The organism is Acidovorax sp. 1608163 (assembly GCF_003669015.1).
GTDB lineage: Bacteria > Pseudomonadota > Gammaproteobacteria > Burkholderiales > Burkholderiaceae_C > Acidovorax.
Genome location: NZ_CP033069.1, coordinates 916,024 through 935,174 on the forward strand (window position 1 = coordinate 916,024; position 19,151 = coordinate 935,174).

The following is a 19,151-nucleotide window of genomic DNA, read 5'->3' on the forward strand; positions in this document are numbered from 1 at the left end:
GGGGGCAATGGTCTCATGACCCCACCGCCCGCATCCCCACCAACCCCGGCATCGCCCCCCGCATTGCCTCCAAAAACAACCGCAGCCGTGCCGGATAAAACCGCGCATACGGGTACACCAGGTACACCGGCAGCGGCGCCGCATGCCAGTTGGGCACCAGGTGCAGCAGGTGTCCCTGGCGCACGTCGTTGTCCACGATCCATGCCGATGAAATGCACGCGCCCAGCCCCGCCAGGGCGGCGCTGCGCAGGGCGTAGAGGCTGTCGGTGGCCAAACGCGGGGTGATACCAAAGGTATGGGCTTCGCCGCCGGGCGCTTGGGTCAGCGTGACCTCGCGGCGGTAGAAGGTGCTCAGGGCCAGCCAGGGCAGGGGTTGCAGGTCTTGCGCGTGCTGGGGCGTGGGGCGCCCGGCCATGAGGGCAGGGGCGGCCAGCACGATGCGGGGCACTTCGGCCAGGCGCACGGCGACCACGGTGGGGTCGTCCACCGCGCCGACCTGGATGGCGCAGTCGATGCCTTCGGCGATGAAGTTGGGGCGGCGGTCGTGCAGCATCCATTCCACGTCCACCTCGGGGTAGCGGCGCAGGTAGGCCATCAGCGGGGCGATGAACTGGTCTTGCCCAAAGGCGTGCGGCGCCAGCACGCGCAGGGTGCCGCGCGGGGTGTCGGCCGTGCCGCGCAGGTCGTCCTCCATGGCACGCCAGTCTTCCAGCAGGGCCTTGGCGTGGGCAAAACAGCGGTCGCCGTCTTCCGTCAACTTCATCACATGGGTGGAGCGCTGCAGCAGCTTGATGCCCAGGCTGCGCTCCAGTGCCTGCAGGCGGCGGCTCACGGTGGGCTGGCTGGTGCCCAGCTGCTGGGCGGCGGCAGACAGGCTGCCGGCCTCTACGATGCGGATGAAGGTCTGCATCAGCTCGATGCGGTCGGCGCCGGGTGGTAAGGCATTGGTCATGCATTCAGCGTATAACAAATCTGCAGCGCAACCCACTACCCAGCGCGCCGCCGCTTGAGAACAATCGGCCCCTTCGTTGGCTAAACAGGGGTTGAGATGTCTTCCATTCAAAGTGCGCATGAGAACGGGGCGGCGGGTGCAGAACGGGCTGTGGTGGCGGTGAGCGCGCCGCTGCTGTTGCTGCTGGCCACTACGGCGGGGCTGAGCGTGGCCTCGCTGTACTACAGCCAGCCCATGCTGGGCGTGCTGGGGCCCGACATGCAGGCCGACAGCCGCGTGGTGGGTCTGGTGCCCACGCTCACGCAGCTGGGGTATGCGCTGGGCATCTTGCTGCTGGCGCCGCTGGGCGACCGGTATGACCGGCGCCGCATCATCGTCATCAAGTCCATCGCGCTGATGCTGGCGCTGCTGCTGAGCGGCCTGGCGCCCGGCATGGGCGCGCTGCTGGCGGCCAGCCTGGCCGTGGGGCTGGCGGCCACGGTGGCGCAAGACGTGGTGCCCGCTGCCGCCACGCTGGCCCCGGCCGCACAGCGCGGGCGCATGGTGGGCATTGTGATGACGGGGCTGCTGCTGGGCATCTTGTTGTCGCGTGTGGTCAGCGGCTTTGTGGCGCAGCAGTGGGGCTGGCGCACGGTGTATGTGGCGGCGGCCGTGGCGATTGCGCTGCTGACGGTGGCGGTGTGGCGCGGGCTGCCGCGCTTTGCGCCGACCACGCAGCTGGGCTATGGCGCGCTGATCGGCTCGATGGTGGCGCTGTGGCGCCAGCACGCGGCGCTTCGCCGCGCGGCCTGGGCGCAGGGGCTGCTGGCCGTGGGCTTCAGCGCGTTCTGGTCCACGCTGGCGGTGATGCTGCACAGCCAGTTCAACCTGGGCACGGCGGCGGCGGGCGCGTTTGGTCTGGCCGGGGCTGCGGGGGCACTGGCCGCCCCGCTGGCCGGGCGCCTGGCCGACAAGCGTGGGCCCGAGGTGGTGACGCGCTACGGCGCCGGGCTGGCCGCCGTGTCGTTTGCGGTGATGGCGCTGGCGCCGCTGCTGCCTGCGCAGGCCCAACTGGGCTTGATTGTGGTCAGCGCCATCGGCTTTGACTTTGGCGTGCAGGCCACGCTGGTGGCTCACCAGACCATCGTGTACGGCATCGACCCTGCGGCGCGCAGCCGGCTCAATGCGCTGTTGTTCACCGGCATGTTCATCGGCATGTCGGCCGGGGCGGCGCTGGGCAGCCTGGCGCTGGCGCAGTGGGGTTGGCTGGGCGTCGTAGCCCTGGCCACGGCGGGGTCGCTGGCAGCGCTGGGTGTGCGGCTGGCGGGCCGGTGATGGGTAAAAAGTGCCTCTGGCGCTTTCAGATAAAGCGCTAGAAGCTATTGAAATGATAGCGAATGGGCCAGCGCTAGCGCCCACCCGCTGGGTTTGTACACCGGTGGATCAGGCCTTTTGCACGTCGATGTGGTACAGGCCCCAGGGGCACAAGGCAAAGCGTTCCTTGAGTGTTTTGCCCTGGAAGGCGGGCAGCACATCGGCGTCGTACACGGCCCACTGCGGGCCCAGGCCGCCCAGGGCCATGGGTTGGCCGTCGATGTGGGTGGCCACCAGCATGCGGTAGGCATGGGCATCGGCCAGGCTGATGTTGACGGTGTAGCCGTCCACGGCGCGCAGCACCAGTTGCACGGGGCTGTTGGCGGGCACGCCCGCAGCGGCCAGCACGGTGGTGAGCAGCGGGCCCTGCAAGGTGTGGCGCTGGGCGTCGTACTCCAGCGTGGGCCGGATGGTGACCTGGGGCATGCGCTGCAGCGCGTCAGCGTCCAGCGCGTAGGCCTCGTTGAATTGGATACCGTGCTTGCCCATCATCTGGTCGATGGTGGTGTCCAGCGCGCCCCGGTTGGGCTGGGTGATGGCGCCGCTCACGGTCAGCAGCGTCGGGCCGCGCAGGGCGGCTTTGGGGGCCGCTTTCTGGGCCGCCTGGCTGGCGCTGGCCGCACCCCACAGGCCTGCCAGGCCCACGCCAGCCGCCACAAAATTGCGTTTATTCATCGCTGTCATCCTGGTCCCCTTTTGCGTCGGTTGAGGGCCGGATGGTAAGCGGTCAGCATGCCGGGCTGGGCTGGCTGTGTTTTATGCAGCCTTTGCCACCTGCGCGGCCAGGGGCGCGACCAGCGCTGTCTTGAAGCTCTTGTCCCACAGCGGCGCCACTTGCGCAGGCCCGTCCAGCACGCCCAGTTGCAAAAAGGTGTCGGCCACGGCCTGGTGGCCTTGCACTACGCTATCGTCCACGGCGCGCAGGTCGTAGTCGGTGCTGCGGTTGTTCCACAGCTCAATCAGGTCGCCCACGGCCACGCGGGTTTCGGCAGACTGGGCCTGGGCGTAGGCCAGGTAGTTGCTGTTGGCCCACAGGTAGGCACGGCGCAGGCGTTGCAGGTAGTCGGCAATGGCGGCGTGTTTGAGCGGGTCGTCCACCGCACGCGGGTTGGCGTAGATGGGGAAGTTGCCCGAGAGGTAGCCCAGCCCGGTTTTGAGCACGCGCGCGCCATAGCGCAGCCGCGCCAGCTGGCCGTTGTAGCCATAGATGGCCCAGGCGTCCAGGTCGCCCCGGTCAAAGGCCGAGAGTCCATCGGCCGGGGTGAGGTTGATGGCCTGGATGTCGTTGAAGCTCAGGCCCGCCTCGGCCAGTTGCTTGCTCAAAAAATAATGCGACGTGGTGGCACGCACATAGCCCACGCGCTTGCCCTTGAGGTCGGCAATGCGCTGGATGGGCGCGTCCTTGCGCGCCAGCGTGACCTGGTTGTTGAGGTCTTCGCGCACCACGGCGATGAAGCGCACCTGCGCCTTTTGGCGTGCGGCAAACAGGGCCGGGATCTCGCTGCCCGAGCCCACGTCCAGCGCGTCACCGTTCAGGGCCTCGATGTGCAGCACGCCGTTGTTCAGCTCGCGCCATTCGATGCGGTACGGCGTTTGCCCCAGGCCTGCGGCGGTGATCAGCGGGCGCCACAGGCCCTTGTAGGTGCCGATGCGCAGCGTGACTTTGGAGAGGTCTGCCGCCGTGGGGGCCGGGGGTGCGGCCCAGGCGGGCATGCTGGCCGTGGCGGCCCAGGCGGCGGCGCCCAGGCTGGCTTGCAGGAGGTGGCGGCGGTTCAGTGGATGGGTGTCAGACATGGCAGGGGTGAGGCGGGTTATATGGGTCGATGGAGAAGACCGCGAGATTCGGCCAAGCGCGGCCACTGCGCAAAGACTGTTGCGTAGCATCGATATGCAAGAAATGAGGCCGTCTTGCCGCTGCCCTGCCGTGGCTGCGGGCGCCGCTGCTGCACATGCCAAAACCGCATGTGGTCACGCGGATTTCTTCGTTGGCGGTGGGGGCGCGGGCTTCTATGGTGGGTGCGCACTGCCTTCTCTTCCTTTTTGAAACTCCCCACTGAAAGCCGCCGCCATGTCCGCCGTTCTCAAGCCCGTGCCCGATGTCTTTGCCGATGCCTCCGTCCACTCTGCGCCCACGGCCCTGGCCGTCAACCCCCACCCGCAGCGCAAAGACTGGTTTGATCCCGCCCCGGCACGCCCCACGCTGGAGGCAGAGCGTCGCTACCGCAAGGAGCGCCTGGCCGTGGCCTTTCGGTTGTTTGCGCAGTTTGGTTTTGACTATGGCCTGGCGGGCCACATCACCGCCCGCGACCCCGAGCGGCTCGACCACTTTTGGGTCAACCCGCTGGGCATCCACTTCTCGCAGATCAAGGTGTCTGACCTGCTGCTGGTTAACGCTGCGGGCGAGATCGTGGTGGGCGAGGGGCCGCTGAACCGTGCGGCCTTCGCTATCCACGCCGCCCTGCACGAGGTGCGCCCCGATGTGGTAGCGGCCGCCCACACCCATTCCACCTACGGCAAGGCCTGGTCGGCCCTGGGCCGCAAGCTTGACCCGCTCACGCAGGACGCGTGCGTGTTCTATGGCGACCATGGCCTGTTTGACGACTTCAGTGGCGTGGTGCTGGAGACGGACGAGGGCTTTCGCATTGGCAAGGCGCTGGGCCAGCACAAGGCCGTGATCTTGAAGAACCACGGCATCCTCACGGCCGGGCCTTCGGTGGAGTCGGCTGCGTGGTGGTACATCGCACTAGAGAACGCCTGCCAGGCCCAGCTGCTGGCCGAGGCGGCCGGTACACCCAGCCCGATTTCGCCCGAGGTGGCGGCGCTCACGCATTCGCAAATCGGCCGCCCTGGCGGGGCCGAGCATGCCTTCCAGAGCCTGTACGACATCGTGGTGCGCCAGCAGCCCGAGGTGCTGCAGTGAATGCGCCACTGACCTGGGAGCAGACGGCGCGCACGCTGGCGGTGGAGTTTGCCAGCCGCGCTGCGGCGCACGACGCCGATGGCAGCTTTCCGTTCGAGAACTTTGAGGCGCTGCACCAGGCCGGTCTGCTGACGCTGGCCGCCCCCCAGGCGCTGGGCGGGCAGGGCGCCACGCTGGCGCAGCTGGGCAGCGTGATTGGCGCCATTGGCTACGCCTGCCCGGCCACGGCTTTGGTGCTGACCATGCAGTACATCCAGCACCGCAGCATGGGCCGCGTACCCGGTTCGCGCCCGGCGCGCTCGTGGCCCGAGCCACTGGCGCGCAAGCTGGTGGCCGAGGCGGCGGCAGGCGTATCCCTGGTCAACGCCCTGCGCGTGGAGTCCGAGCTGGGCTCGCCCGCACGCGGCGGCCTGCCCGCCACCGTGGCGCGGCACACGCCCGAGGGCTGGCGCATCAGCGGCCACAAAATCTATTCCACCGGCTCGCCCATCCTGCGCTGGTACAGCGTGTGGGCGCGCACCGACGAGGTGGTTCCCCGTGTTGGTAATTTTTTGGTGCAAGCGGGCCTGCCCGGCGCGCGCATGGTCGAGACCTGGGACCACCTGGGCCTGCGCGCCAGCGGCAGCCACGACGTGGTGTTGGACGATGTGCTCATTCCGCTCGACCACGCCATCGACCTGCGCGCCCCGGCCGACTGGGCTGGCGGCGAGCCCTGGCTGCAGGTGGAGATGGCGGTGATGCTGGGCGCGCTCTACACCGGCGTGGCCCAGGCCGCGCGCGACTGGCTGGTGCGCTTTCTGCACGAACGCAAGCCCGCCAGCCTGGGCGCAGCGCTGGCTACCCTGCCGCGTGCGCAAGAGGCCCTGGGCAGCATCGAGGCGCTGCTGCTGACCAACCAGCGCCTGGTGGCCAGCCTGGCCCGCGATGCGGACGAGGGCGCGCCCCTGTCGGCCGTGCACAGCGGCCTCATCAAATCCATCACCACTGGCAACGCCGTGCAGGCGGTGGAGCAGGCCCTGGCCTTGACCAGCAACCACGGCCTGGCCCGCAAGAACCCGCTGGAGCGCCACCTGCGCGACGTGCTGTGCGGCCGCATCCACACTCCGCAAGACGACAGCGCCCGTGTGGCGGCGGGGCGCCTGGCGCTGGGGCTGTGAACGTGGCCGCTGTGCCTTCTTCCCTCTCTTCGCCTTCGCCTTCGCCTTTGTTTTTGCCACGCCCCGTGGTCATCAACCAGGCGGGCCGCGCTGCTGCCCAGGCCGTGCAGGCTGCGGGCCTGGGCGTGCAGCTGCTGGACGCAGAAAGCGATGCCCCCTGGGCCGTGGCCGCGCAGGGCGATGTGCTGCTGACCGGCCCGCGCAACGGCTGGCTGAAGCCACCACCAGCGCGGCCTGCAGGCTGGCCTGGGCGCCTGCGCTGGGTGCACGTGACGTCGGCCGGGGTGGACTACTACCCGCCCTGGCTGTGGGACGTGCCGCAGGTGAGCTGCTCGCGTGGCGTGGCCGCAGTGCCCATTGCCGAATACGTGCTGGCCGCCCTGCTGGACCATGCCAAGAACTGGACCAGCCTGCGCGTGCACAGCCCGCAGCAGTGGCGGGCCACGTTCGATCGCGCCACCCACAGCCCGCTGGCCTTGTTGCAAGGGCAGACGCTGGGCTTGGCGGGCTATGGCGCCATTGGCCAGGCCATCGCCCAGCGCGCTGCAGCGCTGGGCCTGCGCACGCTGGCCTGGCGGCGCACGCCTGCGGCATCGGCCACAGCGCCTCAGCCCCCGTCTCGCGCGCCTGCCGATGCGGTGCAGTGGGTGGATTCGCTAGAGGCCTTGCTGGCGCAGTCAGACCACTTGGTGTTGGCCTTGCCGCTGACGGCGCAGACCCACCAGGTGCTGAACGCACAGACATTGCAGCACGCCCGCCCTGGCTTGCACTTGGTCAACATTGCCCGTGGCGCGCTGTTGGACCAGACCGCTTTGCTGCAGGCGCTGGACGACGGCCGCATCGCCCGTGCCACGCTGGACGTGACCGACCCCGAACCCCTGCCCGAGGGCCACCCGCTGTACCACCACCCCCGCGTGGTGCTCACTCCGCACCTCTCGTGGTCTGCCGCCAATGCGCCTGCGCTCACGGCGCAAAAGTTTGCAGACAACCTGGGGCGCTATGTGCGCGGCGAGGCCCTGCACGATCTGGTGCGGGGCCACGGTAGTTACTGAAAGCCTGGGCATGGCCTGCCGCCGCGCAGTGCCGAACGGCCGCAAGACACCGCCACTGCAAACCGCATATCCAACTGCAAAACGCTTCGTTGGTGTTTGGGGGGCGGGCTGATGCAATGGGTGCAAGTTCATCCTGCCCCTCATCTGATCTGCCATGACCATGCAACGCCGCCAGTTCCATCGCCTGCTCACCGCCTCGGTGTCAGCCGCCTCTTTCCTCTCGCCCGTGCTGGTGCATGCACAGGCCAAAACCGTGCTGCGTGCGGGCGACCAAAAAGGTGGCTTGCGCGCCCTGCTCGAAGCGGCGGGTGAGCTTAAAGACCTGAGCTACGACATCAAGTGGACGGAGTTTCCTGCCGCTGCGCCGCTGGCCGAGGCCCTCAACGCCGACGCGGTGGACTTCGGCCCCATTGGCGACGCGCCGCTGCTCTTCACCCTGGCCGCAGGCAGCCGCGTCAAGGCCTTTGCCGCCAACCGCTCTGACCCCTATGGCACGGCCATCCTGGTCACGCCGCAGTCCACGCTCAAGGACGCCAGCAGCCTCAAGGGCAAGAGCATTGCTACCAACCGGGGCTCCATCGGGCACTACGTCACGCTCAAGGCGCTGGAAGCGGTGGGGCTCACGGCCGACGATGTGCAGATCAAGTTCATCCCGCCCGCCGATGCCAAGCTGGCGCTGACGCAAGGCGCAGTGGACGCCTGGGCCACCTGGGAGCCCTACACCGCGCTGGCCGAAACCAGCAAGCACGCGCGCGTGCTGGTCAGCGGGCGCGGCCTGTCGTCTGGCCTGAGCTTTTTGGCGGCCACAGAATCGGCCCTGCAAAACAAGCGCGCCGTGCTGCAAGACTTCAAGGCCCGCGTGGAGCGTGCCCAGGTCTGGTCGTACCAACGCCCGGCCGAGTTTGGCGCCGCACTGGCCCGCGTCATCGGCATCCCCGAAGAGGCCGCGCGCCTGCAGTTTGAGCGCCGCGCCACCCGCTGGCTGCCGATTGACGCGCAGGTGGTGGCCGACCAGCAGCGCACCGCAGACTTCTACCTGAAGGTGGGCCTGGTCAAGCAAAAGCTCGATGTGAGCAAGACGTTTGACAGCCAGTTCTCGCAGCTGGCCTGAGAACAGGTTCTGAGGCTGTTCAAAGCGACGAAGCACGGGCGCCAGAGCGTGGTGCCCGATGGGCGCTGGACAAGGCCCGCCCGCTCACACTGAGCTTGCGAGGACTCAACCCGGTGGAATGCCTACTGAAGAGGCGGCCTGAGAGCGGCTCACAAAGATCCCCCGGCGTTGTTGCCTCGCCTTGTCGCACCGCTTAGCCAGGGCCACCTGGCTGAGTCTTGTGATTCGCTCCCTTTGGCGGGATGGCCGCTGTCCAACTTGTGCGGGCAGTTCAGGCCCTGGGCGCTTCGCTCAGTCCAGTGTGAGCCGCTGCTTCTCCACCACGCGTTTGTATACATCCAGCTCGGCGCGGATTTGAGCGGCAAACTGGTCGGGGGTGTTCAGGATCAGCTGCGAGCCCGTGTCTTCAATGCGTTTTTTCACATCGGGCTTGTCGGTGGCTTGGATCACAGCGGCGGCCAGTTTTTCCACCACTGCCTTGGGCAGGCCTTTGGGGCCCACGATGCCGTAGTAGGCCATGCGGTTCACGGGCTCCAGGCCCACCTCTTTGAAGGTGGGAACGCCCGGCAACTGGGGCAGGCGCTGGGGGGCCGCCACCACGATGGGCACCAGCCGCCCCGACTGGATGAAGGGCAGAGCTGAGGGCAGGTTGTCGAACACGATGGGCACCTGACCTGCCATGGTGTCGTTGAGCGCAGGGCCCGAGCCGCGATAGGGGATGTGGGTGATGAAGGTGCCCGAGAGGCTTTTGAACAGCTCCATCTGCATGTGCCCGATGGAGCCTGTGCCTGCGGTGGCGTAGCTGTATTTGCCAGGCTGTGCCTTGAGCGCACGCACAAACTCCTGATAGTCGCGTACCGCAAGGCTGGGGTGCACGGCAAGCACGTTGGGTGTGGCGGCCACGTTGATGATGGGAGTGAAGTCGCTTGTCGGGTCATAACCCACCTTGGGGTTGATGGCGGGCCCTGCCGCTGTGGTGGACACGGTGGCCATGCCCAGCACGTAGCCGTCGGCGGGCTGGCGGGCCAGCTCTTGCGTGCCCAACGCGCCCCCGGCGCCGCCTTTGTTGTCCACCACCACGGGCTGCCCCAGCGCAGACGCCATGCCAGTGGCCACCACGCGGGCAATGATGTCGGTGGTGCCGCCCGCAGCAAACGGCACGATGAGCCGCACGGGTTTGATGGGGTAGGCTGTCTGCGCGGGGGCTGGGCATGCGCTGCGGGTGCGATGAGCGCGCTGGCGCACAGTGCTACGGCTACCGACCTCACTGCTGCTGCGGTGGCGGCGCTGGCCGGCAAGCAACGTGGGCGCATGTGGAGCGCCTGGGGCACGGGGTGAAAGGCGCGCAAGGTAGGGTTCATGGGTTTTGTCTCCTGGTTGGTTGGGGTTTGGCTTCGGAATCAGCGCGGGGGATGGGCGGCTGGCGGGTTCAATGCCCAGAGCGCTCGCCGGTCCATGAGGTGCTCTGGCCCCAGCTCTGCGCAGGTGGTGGCACCCAACATCGCCAGGTTGCGGTCCACCTCGGCGCGCAGCAGGTCGATGGCGGCGACGACGCCCGCCTCGCCGTCCACTACAGCGGCATAGTTGAAGGGGCGACCCACGAACACTGCCTGCGCACCCAGCGCCAGGGCCTTGATCACGTCAGTGCCCCGGCGAATGCCACCGTCCAGCATCACCGTCATGCCGCTGCCGACCTGCTCGGCAATGGCGGGCAGCACGCGCAGCGGGGCCACGGCGCCGTCGAGCTGGCGGCCGCCGTGGTTGCTGACGATGATGCCGTCCACCCCGTGCTGGCGGGCCAGTGCGGCGTCTTGCGGGCTGAGGATGCCCTTGACCACCAGCGGCCCCTGCCACTGGCGGCGGATGTGGGCGATGTGGCTCCAATCAAAGTGGTCGCGGGCGGCAAAGTCGCGCTGCACGCGTGAGGACAGGATGGGCGCGCCGCGCTCGGCAAACGAGTTTTCAAAATGCGGCATGCCGTGGCGTGCCAGGGTGCGCAGCAGCGTGCCCGCCAGCCAGCGCGGGCGCACCAGTCCGTCCCACGCCAGGCGCAGGCTGGGGCGCAGCGGGGTGGAGAAGCCCGCGCGGATGTTGTTCTCGCGGTTGCCCGCCACGGGGATGTCCACCGTGACCACAAGGGTCTGCACGCCTGCCTTCTTCACGCGCTGCAGCAGCGCGTCGATGCGCTCGGGGGTGCCGGGCAGATAGGCCTGGAACCAGGTGCCCGGGGCTGCGGCCATGACATCTTCGAGCCGGATCAGTGAGCTGCCGCTTTGCACGGCAGGGATGCCTGCCGCCGCCGCCGCACGGGCCAGCACGATGTCGCCCCGGTAGGCCGACAGGGCGGCAATGCCCATGGGCGCAACGCCGAAGGGGCTGGCATAGCGCTGGCCGAACAGCGTCACGCTCTGGTCGCGCTCGGCCACGTTGCGCAGCACGCGGGGGACGAGGGCCAGCTCGGCAAAAGCCTGGCGGTTGTCGCCCAGCGCCTGGTTGTCCTCGGCTGCCCCGGCCACGTAGCCAAAGATGGGGCGCGGCAGCACGCGGCGGGCGGCGGCTTCAAAGTCGTCCAGCGACAGAAGATTGGCAGTGCGGCCACTGCGGCGCGTGCCGCTGAAAGAGCCCCAGGCGTTGGGGGTGGGGGGTTGGGGTGTGGAGGTGCGGGAGGAGGTGGACATGGCTCGGCTCCAGGCAAGAGCGGGCAAGGGGGGCAAAGAGGACTGGAGGGCAGTGTCCTGAAACCGCAATAATCAAGAAAGCGAATTTATTGACACTCATTTGTTCGCCAAATCAGAATGAAATGGAAAACAAGGCGATGACATGACCCTCAAGCAGCTCGAGGCCTTCTACTGGGCTGCCACGTGCAGCAGCTTTGCCACTGCGGCCGAGCGGGTGCACCTGTCGGTGTCATCGCTGTCCAAGCGCATCACCGAGCTGGAAACTTCTCTGGGGCAGGTGCTGTTTGACCGCGCCGGGCACCGCGCAGCGTTGACCGAGGCTGGAACGCGCCTGGTGCCACTGGCCGGTGCTCTGCTGCAGCAGGCAGACCGCCTGCAACAGGAAATGGGCAGCACCACCGGCCTTCGCGGGCCCTGCCGCCTGGGGGTGGGTGAGCTCACGGCGTTGACCTGGCTCCCCCTGCTGGTCACCGCCTTGGTCGATGCGCACCCACAGCTGGACCTGAGCGTGCATGTGGACGTGGGCGAGGCCCTGGCCGATCGGCTGGAAAAGGGCGAGTTGGATGCCGCTGTGATCGCGGGTGCGGCCAGCCGCAGCGCCTTGACGTCGGTGCCGCTGGCACAGGCGGCATTCATGTGGTGCGCTGCGCCCCATGTTGCAAACGGCGTGCGTCGCATGGATGCCGATACGTTGTTGCGGCATCCATTGGTCACCTTGCCGCATGGCTCCGGGGTCACTCACCTGCTGGACGATTGGCTGCGGCAGGCTGCTGCACCGGAGCCACGGCGACTGGTCTGCAACCATTGGGGGGGCATCGTTGGGTTGCTTGCGTATGGTCAGGGCGTGGGCCTGCTTCCGGAAGGGCTTGCGCAGACCATGTGCCGACGCAAGGTGCTCCAGGAGTTGTCCAGCGCCGTTCCCTTGGGGCGATTGGACTATGCGCTGCACACCCGGCGGGATGACTTGCGACCACTGGTGACTGAGTTGCGCAGCCAGGCCGTGCAAAACGCCAATTTTGCGGAGGCAGCTGGGTTTTTCTGAGTCTCGCGCCTTGACGGGACACCCGCGTTGCAGTCCTCAGTCCATTGCCTTCGGCACGGTGCTCACCCCGAGGACGTGCGCTTTGACTTCGCCTTGCATGGTGTTTGCGGTTCAGTGCTTGCCCTTCCACGGCACCAGCACCCGCTCGGCCAGGCGCATGGCCAGTGAGAAGGAAAACGCCAGCGCGGCGATCACGCCGATGCCGACAAACACGGCATCGGTGGCCAGGAAGTGCGAGGCCGACATGATCATGTAGCCAATGCCCCGGGTGGAGGCGATCAGCTCGGCTGCCACCAGCGTGCCCCAGCCCACGCCCAGGGCGATGCGGATGCCGGTGAGGATTTCGGGCAGGGCCGAGGGCAGCACGATGTGGGTAAAGAGCTGTCCCCTTGTGGCGCCCAGCGACAGGGCGGCGTTGACCCGCTCCAGCGGCAGGGCGCGCACGCCGGCCTGGGCCGACAGCACCACGGGCGCAAACATGGCCAGGGCCAGCAGGGCGATTTTGGAGGTCTCGCCAATGCCCAGCCAGATGATCATGAGCGGCAGGTAGGCCAGTGGGGGCAGGGGCCAGTAGAACTCGATGGGCGCATCGAGCACGCCCTTGGCCCAGCGGTTCAGCCCCATCAGCAGGCCCAGTGGCACGCCCAGGCCTACGGCGATGACGGCGGCGCTGACGATGCGCGTCAGGCTGGCGGCCACATGCTCCCACAGGGTTGCGTTGGCATAGCCTTCGGTGAAGATGGTCACGCCCGTGGCCCACACCTCGGCCGGCGTGGGCATGAACAGGCTGGGCACCCAGCCGGTTTGCGCCACCAGCCACCAGGCCAGCAGCAGGGCCAGCGCGGCGCCGATGCTGATGGGCACGGTGGAGCGCTCGCCCACGCCAAAGCCCCGGGGCTTGACGGTGCGCGGGGCGGGGGGAATGGGCGCAGGGGTCTTGGTGGGCGCCTCAGCGCTTCCGTATTCATCGCCCTTTTCTGCAGTGGGCAGCAGGTAGTTCAAAACCAGGTCGTTCATGCCAGGGCTCCTTGTACCGTGAGTGCAGCGGCGTGCGCAGCGGTGTGCTCAGCGCTGTGGGCGCTGTCGGTGTGTTCTGAGCGGTGGACGATGTCGCGGATCTGCTCGCGCAGCTGCGCAAAGCCGGGCAGGGTCTTGATGGCCTTGGCGTTGCCTTCTTGGGCAAAGTGCTGCACATAGTCCAGGTCAAACCGGGCCACGATGCGCCCTGGGCGGGGCGACATGACGATGACTTCGGTGCCGAGAAAGATGGCTTCCTCGATGGAGTGGGTGATGAAGAACACCTGCTTGCCCGTGCGCTGCCACACGGACACGAGCAGCTCTTGCATCTGCTCGCGTGTCATGCTGTCCAGCGCACCAAAGGGCTCGTCCATGAGCAGGATGTCGGGGTTGGGCGCCAGGGCGCGGGCCAGGCCCACGCGCTGGCGCATGCCGCCAGACAGTTCATACGGCGCGGCATCGGCAAAGTCTTGCAGGCCCACCAGCTCCAGCAGCTCTTGCGCACGCTCGCGCCGCTGGGCGCGGCTGGCACCGGCAAACTGCAGGCCCAGGGCCACGTTCTCGGCCACCGATTTCCAGGGCAGCAGCGTGTCTTTCTGGAACACCACGCCCCGGTCTGCACCGGGGCGGGTAATGGGGCGGCCGTGCAGCGTGATGCTGCCTTCGGACAGCGGCAAAAACCCCGCCATGGCGTTGAGCAGGGTGGACTTGCCGCAGCCCGAGGTGCCCAGGGCCACCACAAAGCCGCGCGGCGGGATGTCGAGCGAGACCCGGTGCAGTGCCTGCACCGCGCGGCCATCGCGGGCCTCAAAGAAAACACTGGCGTCGCGCACAGACAGCATGGTGGGGCTCCGGTGGGGCGGTAGGGTGCTTACTTCAGCGCTGTGGGCGTGACGTACTTGGCGTAGCTGGTCTGCACCTGCGAGATCTTCTTTTGCTCCTTCAGGAAGGCCGAGGTTTCCTTGAGGATCTTGGCCACGCCGGATTTCTCGCCGCCGCCCAGCCAGGCTTCGCTGACTTGCTCGCTGCGGGGCACCAGGTTCAGGTTCTTGAGCCCGGCGGCCTGGTCGGCAGGGGTGCCGCCCAGCAGTTTGGCCAGTTGCTTGGTGTTCTCGCTGTCGGGGCCCCAGGCGGCCTTGTCGGTGGCGAAGGACTGGCTGTATTTGTCGATGACGGCGGCATAGTTCTTCAGGAACTCGGGGTGCTCTTTGGCAAATTTGCCCGTGGCCACCCAGGCGCTGAAGGTGGGGGCGCCTTTTTCAGCCACGTCTTTGGAGGTGACCAGCACGGTGCCATTCTTTTTGAGTTCGGTCAGGGCCGGGTCCCACACAAAGCCGCCGTCGATGTCGCCCCGGTGGTAGGCAGCCACGATTTCGGGCTGCGGAATGGCCAGCACCGTCACGTCTTTTTCGGTGAGGCCCTGGCTTTTGATGAGGGCCAGCAACTGGTAGTGGTCGGTGGACACGGGCGCTGCGGCCAGGCGCTTGCCCTTGAGGTCGTTCACGCTCTTGATGCCCGAGCCGTTGCGCACCACCAGGGCTTCGTCGGTGCCCGAGATGGAGGCCAGATAAAAGCCCTGGATGTCCAGCCCGCGCGAGGCAGCCGCGGCGTAAGGGCTGGAGCCCACATAGCCCACTTGCACATCGCCCGAGGCAATGGCGGCCACCACGTCGGCGCCCGAGTTGAACTTGCGAAAGTCGATCTGGTAGCCCGTGGTCTTGGCGAAATCGCCATTGGCAATGGCCACGGCCGAGGGCAGGGCGTCGGTCTGGTAGCCCACCACCACTTTCTTGTCGGCGGCCAGGGCGCTGAAGGCGCTGGCCAGGGCGAGGGTGCCTGCGGCGGCGATGGCCAGGGGTTTCCAGAATTTCATGAAAAGGTCTCCGTGTCGGTGATCGGGGTGATCGAGGGGTTGGTCCCTGCGGTGCAGGGGCGTCACGGAAATCCTATGTTTAGATGAATAAGTTGATATGGAAGGAAATCAACATAGCAAATGCAAATAACGAGCTTGGTGCGCCGCGCGGTTGGCGGGATGCTTGAGGCCACTTTCAGCCGCCTTTAGCCATCTTTTGCATTAGCTGCCACCATGACCTTGCACATCCAAGCCCTGGGCCCTGCCATTGGCGCCCTTGTCACCGGCATCGACCTGACCCAGCCCGTGAGCGACGCCCAGCGCGATGCGCTGCTGGCCGGGCTGCTCCAGCACCATGTGCTGTTCTTTGAGAACCAGCCCGTCACCCCCGTGCAGCAGCGCGACCTGGCGCGGCGCTTTGGCGAGTTGCACATCCACCCGGTGTACCCCACGCACCCGGACGCGGTGGAAATCATCGTGCTGGACACCGATGACAACAACCCGCCCGACAACGACAACTGGCACACCGACGTGACCTTCATCGACAAGCCGCCCATGGGTGCGCTGCTGTCGGCGCGGCACCTGCCGCCCTCGGGCGGCGACACGCTGTGGGCCAGCGGCATTGCGGCGTACGAGGCGCTGTCAGAGCCGCTGCGCAAGTTTCTCGACCCGCTGCACGCCGAGCACAGCTTTGTGCAGTCGTTCCCTGCCTGGCGCTATGCCCGCACGCCTGAGGAGCGCAAGGTGTGGGAGAGCGCTGCGGCCAAGTACCCCGACATTCCGCACCCCGTGGTGCGCACCCACCCTGTCAGCGGCAAGCGCGGCCTGTTCGTCAACGAAGGCTTCACCAGCCGCATCGTGGAGCTGGACAAGAAGGAGAGCGACGCGATCCTGGCCTTCTTGCGGGTGCACATCGCCAAGCCCGAATTCACCGTGCGCTGGCGCTGGAAGCCCTACGACCTGGCCTTTTGGGACAACCGCCTGACCCAGCACTACGCCACGGTGGACTACCTGCCCCACCGCCGCGTGATGCACCGCGCCACCGTACTGGGCGACGTGCCGTACTGAATCGGCTCGCCACTCATTGCTATGAAATGAATAGCTGCTTGCGCTTGATAGATAAGCGCTAGAGCCTGTTTTTATTGAAAGCCACCCCATGACCACCGCACAGGACACTCTGACCCTCGCCCCAGAACTGCAAACCCTCCACACTGCTGCCCAGGCCGAGGGCCTGACCTACGCCGGTGGCGTGCCCCCCGTACTGGCCTGGCGCCTGGTGCAGGCCAACCAGGCCGTGCTGGTGGACGTGCGATCGAGCGAAGAGCGCAAGTTTGTGGGCCATGTGCCCGGCAGCCTGCACGTGGCCTGGGCTACCGGCACAGCGCTGGTGCGCAACCCGCGCTTTGTGCGCGAGCTGGAAGCCAAGCTGGCCAAAGACGGCGGCAAGGACGCCGCCGTGCTGCTGCTGTGCCGCAGCGGCAAGCGCTCGGTGCTGGCGGCAGAGGCCGCAGCCGCTGCCGGGTTTGCCCATGTCTTCAATGTGCTGGAAGGCTTTGAGGGCGAGATCGACGCGCAACTGCACCGGGGCGGCAGCGACGGCTGGCGCTTTCACGGCCTGCCCTGGGTGCAGGACTGACGGATTACACCAAGGGCAAGACAATGGCCATTTTTGACATTGAACAGATCGTGCAATCGCTGCACGGCGTGCGCCGCGACTGGCGCGATGCGCAAAAGCGATCGCAGGAGCCCGGCGGGCGCGAGTTTCCGTCGCGCGATGCGTTGGCGCGGGTGGTAGAGCAGCTCAAGGGCGCGCTCTTTCCCATGCGGCTGGGCCCGCCCGACTTGCGCCAGGAGAGCGAAGACTTCTACGTGGCCCACACGCTGGACGCCGCCTTGCACACCCTGCATGCGCAGATGGTGCTGGAGCTGAAATACGGCGCACGCCACCAGCCGCGCGACACCCAGGACGTGGAGCAGCAGGCCCTGAAGGCCGCGCAGGACCTGGCCCAGTCGCTGCCCGACATCCGCCGCTTGCTCGACAGCGATGTGCTGGCCGCCTACCAGGGCGACCCGGCGGCGGGCAGTGTGGACGAGGTGCTGCTGTGCTACCCCGGCGTGCTGGCCATGATCCACCACCGCATTGCGCACCGCCTGTACCTGCTGGGGCTGCCGCTGCTCGCGCGCATCGTGTCGGAGCTGGCGCACAGCCAGACGGGCATTGACATCCACCCCGGCGCGCAGATTGGCGCGGGCTTTTTCATCGACCACGGCACCGGCGTGGTGATTGGCGAGACGGCGGTGATTGGCAAGCGCGTGCGCCTGTACCAGGCGGTGACGCTGGGGGCCAAGCGCTTTCCGACCGATGCCGATGGCGTGCTGCAAAAGGGCCTGCCGCGCCACCCGCTGGTGCAGGACGACGTGGTCATCTACGCGGGCGCCACCATTTTGGGCCGCGTCACGCTGGGCAAGGGGGCGGTGATTGGCGGCAACGTGTGGGTTACGCACGACGTGCCTGCGGGCGGCCATGTCACGCAGGCCAGCGCGCAGGCGTCGGGGCGCTTCCCGTCCATCCTGGCCGAGGTGGCGCTGTGACCACGCTCGTCAAAGGCTTTGGCATTGCGGTGCGCCAGTCGCGCGAGGCGCAGGGCTGGTCGCAAGAGCGGCTGGCCGAGCAGTCGGACCTCAACCGCTCGTATGTGGGCGAGATCGAGCGCGGCAGCGTCATCGCATCCCTGCACACCGTCGAAAAACTGGCCGGTGCATTGGGCGTGGCGCCCTCGGTGCTGGTCACACGCGGCGAGTCCGTGCACCAGAGGCAACTGGTGCGCGGCCTGCAGTTGGCGGCTATAGCCTGTTGAAGCGGGGCGCTGGAGCTTTGACACTGCAGCAGTGACTGGCTGGCCTGTGCGCACCCTGGTCTGCACTGAGAGGTGGGGATGTGGGGCGCTGTATCGGGCGGGCGGGTTTTCTGATTTTTTTCTTGTTTGTTTTCAACCTCACGGAGTATTCACATGTCGGCAACAGTGGGCGGAACCACCGCACTCAGCGATAGCGGCGCACGGCAACTCGCCAATGCAACCAAGACGGCACCCCAGCTTTCCACCATCTCGCCGCGCTGGCTCACGCACCTGCTGCAGTGGGTGCCGGTGGAGGCAGGCATCTACCGCCTGAACCAGGTCAAGAACCCCGAGGCCATCAAGGTGGCCTGCACCGCCAAGGAGAAGGAAAACCAGCTCCCCCGCACCTTCGTCGATTACGAAGAGAACCCGCGCGAGTACTTCCTGAACGCCGTGAGCACCGTGCTGGACGTGCACACCCGCATCTCCGACCTGTACAGCAGCCCGCACGACCAGGTCAAAGAGCAGTTGCGCCTGACCATCGAGACCATCAAAGAGAACCAGGAAAGCGAGCTCATCAACAACGCCGACTACGGCCTGCTGGCGCAGGTGACAGACGAGCAGCGCATCTTCCCGCTGACAGGCGCGCCCACGCCCGACGACCTGGACGAGCTGCTGACCAAGGTGTGGAAAGAGCCCGCCTTCTTCCTGGCCCACCCGCTGGCGATTGCCGCCTTTGGCCGCGAAGCCACGCGCCGTGGCACGCCACCGCCCACGGTGAGCCTGTTTGGCTCGCAGTTCATCACCTGGCGCGGCGTGCCGCTGATCCCCTCGGACAAGGTGCCTGTGGCCGATGGCAAGAGCAAGATCTTGCTGCTGCGCGTGGGCGACAAGCGCCAGGGCGTGGTGGGCCTGTACCAGCCGGGCCTGCCGGGCGAGCAAAGCCCCGGCCTGTCGGTGCGCTTCATGGGCATCAACAACCATGCGATTGCGTCGTACCTGATCTCGCTGTACTGCTCGCTGGCGGTGCTCACGCCCGACGCGCTGGCCGTGCTGGACGATGTGGAGATCAACAAGTACCACGACTACCCAGACACCTACAAATAAGGTGGCCGCGCGGTGACGAACCTCTCTCACACATCCTCTGCGGTGCCGCAGTCTCCGCTGGACACGGCTGCGC

General features: G+C 67.2%; 19 protein-coding genes. 11 read left to right on the top strand and 8 right to left on the bottom strand.

Translation table 11 applies throughout. The annotated features are described in order from the left end of the window. Window positions 1-13: 13 nt before the first annotated feature. Window positions 14-952, bottom strand: a complete 939-nt coding sequence (locus EAG14_RS04100; protein ID WP_121728144.1) for a LysR family transcriptional regulator — start codon at window positions 950-952, stop codon at window positions 14-16. A 96-nt stretch (window positions 953-1,048) separates the two neighbouring features. Here EAG14_RS04100 and EAG14_RS04105 point away from each other — a divergent pair, with 96 nt between their 5' ends. Continuing rightward, window positions 1,049-2,266: an MFS transporter gene (locus EAG14_RS04105; protein ID WP_121728145.1), complete on the top strand. Its 1,218-nt coding sequence runs from the start codon at window positions 1,049-1,051 to the stop codon at window positions 2,264-2,266. Window positions 2,267-2,374: 108 nt separating this feature from the next. On the opposite strand, the gene EAG14_RS04110 is transcribed toward EAG14_RS04105, so the two are convergent. Both EAG14_RS04110 and EAG14_RS04115 read right to left on the bottom strand, forming a co-directional pair. Then, window positions 2,375-2,980: a molybdopterin-dependent oxidoreductase gene (locus tag EAG14_RS04110; RefSeq protein ID WP_121730289.1), complete on the bottom strand. Its 606-nt coding sequence runs from the start codon at window positions 2,978-2,980 to the stop codon at window positions 2,375-2,377. Between the two features lie 81 nt (window positions 2,981-3,061). After that, complete coding sequence (locus EAG14_RS04115) at window positions 3,062-4,099, bottom strand: ABC transporter substrate-binding protein (protein ID WP_121728146.1); 1,038 nt, start codon at window positions 4,097-4,099, stop codon at window positions 3,062-3,064. 274 nt (window positions 4,100-4,373) lie between these two features. Here EAG14_RS04115 and EAG14_RS04120 point away from each other — a divergent pair, with 274 nt between their 5' ends. The 4 genes from EAG14_RS04120 to EAG14_RS04135 all read left to right on the top strand — a co-directional run bounded on the left by EAG14_RS04120 (window position 4,374) and on the right by EAG14_RS04135 (window position 8,545). Beyond that, a complete protein-coding gene (locus EAG14_RS04120) occupies window positions 4,374-5,225 on the top strand; it encodes a class II aldolase/adducin family protein (protein ID WP_121728147.1) in 852 nt (283 codons plus the stop codon). Beyond that, a complete protein-coding gene (locus EAG14_RS04125; RefSeq protein WP_099741941.1) occupies window positions 5,222-6,382 on the top strand; it encodes an acyl-CoA dehydrogenase family protein in 1,161 nt (386 codons plus the stop codon). The genes EAG14_RS04120 and EAG14_RS04125 overlap by 4 nt, the downstream gene beginning before the upstream one ends. Then, the gene (locus EAG14_RS04130) at window positions 6,379-7,434 is read left to right on the top strand and encodes an NAD(P)-dependent oxidoreductase (protein WP_240456930.1); all 1,056 of its coding nucleotides are present in this window, start codon (window positions 6,379-6,381) and stop codon (window positions 7,432-7,434) included. The genes EAG14_RS04125 and EAG14_RS04130 overlap by 4 nt, the downstream gene beginning before the upstream one ends. Window positions 7,435-7,594: 160 nt before the next feature. Beyond that, the gene (locus EAG14_RS04135; RefSeq protein WP_369803876.1) at window positions 7,595-8,545 is read left to right on the top strand and encodes an ABC transporter substrate-binding protein; all 951 of its coding nucleotides are present in this window, start codon (window positions 7,595-7,597) and stop codon (window positions 8,543-8,545) included. A 291-nt stretch (window positions 8,546-8,836) separates the two neighbouring features. Here EAG14_RS04135 and EAG14_RS04140 read toward each other — a convergent pair whose 3' ends face one another. Together EAG14_RS04140 and EAG14_RS04145 are read right to left on the bottom strand one after the other, a co-directional pair. After that, complete coding sequence (locus tag EAG14_RS04140; protein WP_121730290.1) at window positions 8,837-9,790, bottom strand: tripartite tricarboxylate transporter substrate binding protein BugE; 954 nt, start codon at window positions 9,788-9,790, stop codon at window positions 8,837-8,839. 155 nt (window positions 9,791-9,945) lie between these two features. Beyond that, window positions 9,946-11,223 carry an alpha-hydroxy acid oxidase gene (locus EAG14_RS04145; protein WP_099741939.1) on the bottom strand — a complete coding sequence of 426 codons (1,278 nt, stop codon included), beginning with the start codon at window positions 11,221-11,223 and terminating at the stop codon, window positions 9,946-9,948. Between the two features lie 142 nt (window positions 11,224-11,365). On the opposite strand from EAG14_RS04145, the gene EAG14_RS04150 reads away from it, so the two are divergent. Beyond that, on the top strand, window positions 11,366-12,265 hold the full coding sequence (locus EAG14_RS04150) for a LysR family transcriptional regulator (protein ID WP_121728148.1): 900 nt from the start codon (window positions 11,366-11,368) through the stop codon (window positions 12,263-12,265). Between the two features lie 111 nt (window positions 12,266-12,376). Here EAG14_RS04150 and EAG14_RS04155 read toward each other — a convergent pair whose 3' ends face one another. From EAG14_RS04155 to tauA, 3 genes are read right to left on the bottom strand one after another with little or no spacing between them, the layout of a single operon-like run. Continuing rightward, window positions 12,377-13,282: an ABC transporter permease subunit gene (locus tag EAG14_RS04155; protein WP_121728149.1), complete on the bottom strand. Its 906-nt coding sequence runs from the start codon at window positions 13,280-13,282 to the stop codon at window positions 12,377-12,379. After that, on the bottom strand, window positions 13,279-14,124 hold the full coding sequence (locus EAG14_RS04160; RefSeq protein ID WP_121728150.1) for a taurine ABC transporter ATP-binding protein: 846 nt from the start codon (window positions 14,122-14,124) through the stop codon (window positions 13,279-13,281). Before EAG14_RS04160 ends, EAG14_RS04155 begins: the two co-directional genes overlap by 4 nt. A 29-nt stretch (window positions 14,125-14,153) precedes the next feature. Next, a complete protein-coding gene (tauA, locus tag EAG14_RS04165; protein ID WP_121728151.1) occupies window positions 14,154-15,155 on the bottom strand; it encodes a taurine ABC transporter substrate-binding protein in 1,002 nt (333 codons plus the stop codon). Between the two features lie 213 nt (window positions 15,156-15,368). Between tauA and tauD the strand changes: the two genes are divergently transcribed. The 5 genes from tauD (at window position 15,369) to EAG14_RS04190 (ending at window position 19,078) form a co-directional block, all read left to right on the top strand. After that, entirely contained in the window at window positions 15,369-16,202 is an 834-nt protein-coding gene (tauD, locus tag EAG14_RS04170) for a taurine dioxygenase (protein WP_099741934.1), read from the top strand. Between the two features lie 88 nt (window positions 16,203-16,290). Next, on the top strand, window positions 16,291-16,770 hold the full coding sequence (locus EAG14_RS04175) for a rhodanese-like domain-containing protein (RefSeq protein ID WP_099741933.1): 480 nt from the start codon (window positions 16,291-16,293) through the stop codon (window positions 16,768-16,770). 23 nt (window positions 16,771-16,793) lie between these two features. Beyond that, complete coding sequence (gene epsC, locus EAG14_RS04180; RefSeq protein ID WP_121728152.1) at window positions 16,794-17,726, top strand: serine O-acetyltransferase EpsC; 933 nt, start codon at window positions 16,794-16,796, stop codon at window positions 17,724-17,726. Next, window positions 17,723-17,992, top strand: a complete 270-nt coding sequence (locus tag EAG14_RS04185) for a helix-turn-helix domain-containing protein (RefSeq protein ID WP_099656508.1) — start codon at window positions 17,723-17,725, stop codon at window positions 17,990-17,992. The genes epsC and EAG14_RS04185 overlap by 4 nt, the downstream gene beginning before the upstream one ends. A gap of 153 nt (window positions 17,993-18,145) precedes the next feature. Next, the gene (locus tag EAG14_RS04190; protein WP_099656507.1) at window positions 18,146-19,078 is read left to right on the top strand and encodes a family 2A encapsulin nanocompartment shell protein; all 933 of its coding nucleotides are present in this window, start codon (window positions 18,146-18,148) and stop codon (window positions 19,076-19,078) included. The last annotated feature ends 73 nt before the right edge of the window (window positions 19,079-19,151 follow it).

Bases quoted from the DNA above. Each gene is read 5' to 3' on its own strand.
- tauA (WP_121728151.1), bottom strand. From the start codon at position 15,155: ATGAAATTCTGGAAACCCCTGGCCATCGCCGCCGCAGGCACCCTCGCC.
- EAG14_RS04175 (WP_099741933.1), top strand. From the start codon at position 16,291: ATGACCACCGCACAGGACACTCTGACCCTCGCCCCAGAACTGCAAACC.
- EAG14_RS04135 (WP_369803876.1), top strand. From the start codon at position 7,595: ATGCAACGCCGCCAGTTCCATCGCCTGCTCACCGCCTCGGTGTCAGCC.
- EAG14_RS04110 (WP_121730289.1), bottom strand. From the start codon at position 2,980: ATGAATAAACGCAATTTTGTGGCGGCTGGCGTGGGCCTGGCAGGCCTG.
- epsC (WP_121728152.1), top strand. From the start codon at position 16,794: ATGGCCATTTTTGACATTGAACAGATCGTGCAATCGCTGCACGGCGTG.
- EAG14_RS04155 (WP_121728149.1), bottom strand. From the start codon at position 13,282: ATGAACGACCTGGTTTTGAACTACCTGCTGCCCACTGCAGAAAAGGGC.
- EAG14_RS04160 (WP_121728150.1), bottom strand. From the start codon at position 14,124: ATGCTGTCTGTGCGCGACGCCAGTGTTTTCTTTGAGGCCCGCGATGGC.
- EAG14_RS04150 (WP_121728148.1), top strand. From the start codon at position 11,366: ATGACCCTCAAGCAGCTCGAGGCCTTCTACTGGGCTGCCACGTGCAGC.
- EAG14_RS04115 (WP_121728146.1), bottom strand. From the start codon at position 4,099: ATGTCTGACACCCATCCACTGAACCGCCGCCACCTCCTGCAAGCCAGC.
- tauD (WP_099741934.1), top strand. From the start codon at position 15,369: ATGACCTTGCACATCCAAGCCCTGGGCCCTGCCATTGGCGCCCTTGTC.
- EAG14_RS04120 (WP_121728147.1), top strand. From the start codon at position 4,374: ATGTCCGCCGTTCTCAAGCCCGTGCCCGATGTCTTTGCCGATGCCTCC.
- EAG14_RS04100 (WP_121728144.1), bottom strand. From the start codon at position 952: ATGACCAATGCCTTACCACCCGGCGCCGACCGCATCGAGCTGATGCAG.
- EAG14_RS04145 (WP_099741939.1), bottom strand. From the start codon at position 11,223: ATGTCCACCTCCTCCCGCACCTCCACACCCCAACCCCCCACCCCCAAC.
- EAG14_RS04190 (WP_099656507.1), top strand. From the start codon at position 18,146: ATGTCGGCAACAGTGGGCGGAACCACCGCACTCAGCGATAGCGGCGCA.
- EAG14_RS04105 (WP_121728145.1), top strand. From the start codon at position 1,049: ATGTCTTCCATTCAAAGTGCGCATGAGAACGGGGCGGCGGGTGCAGAA.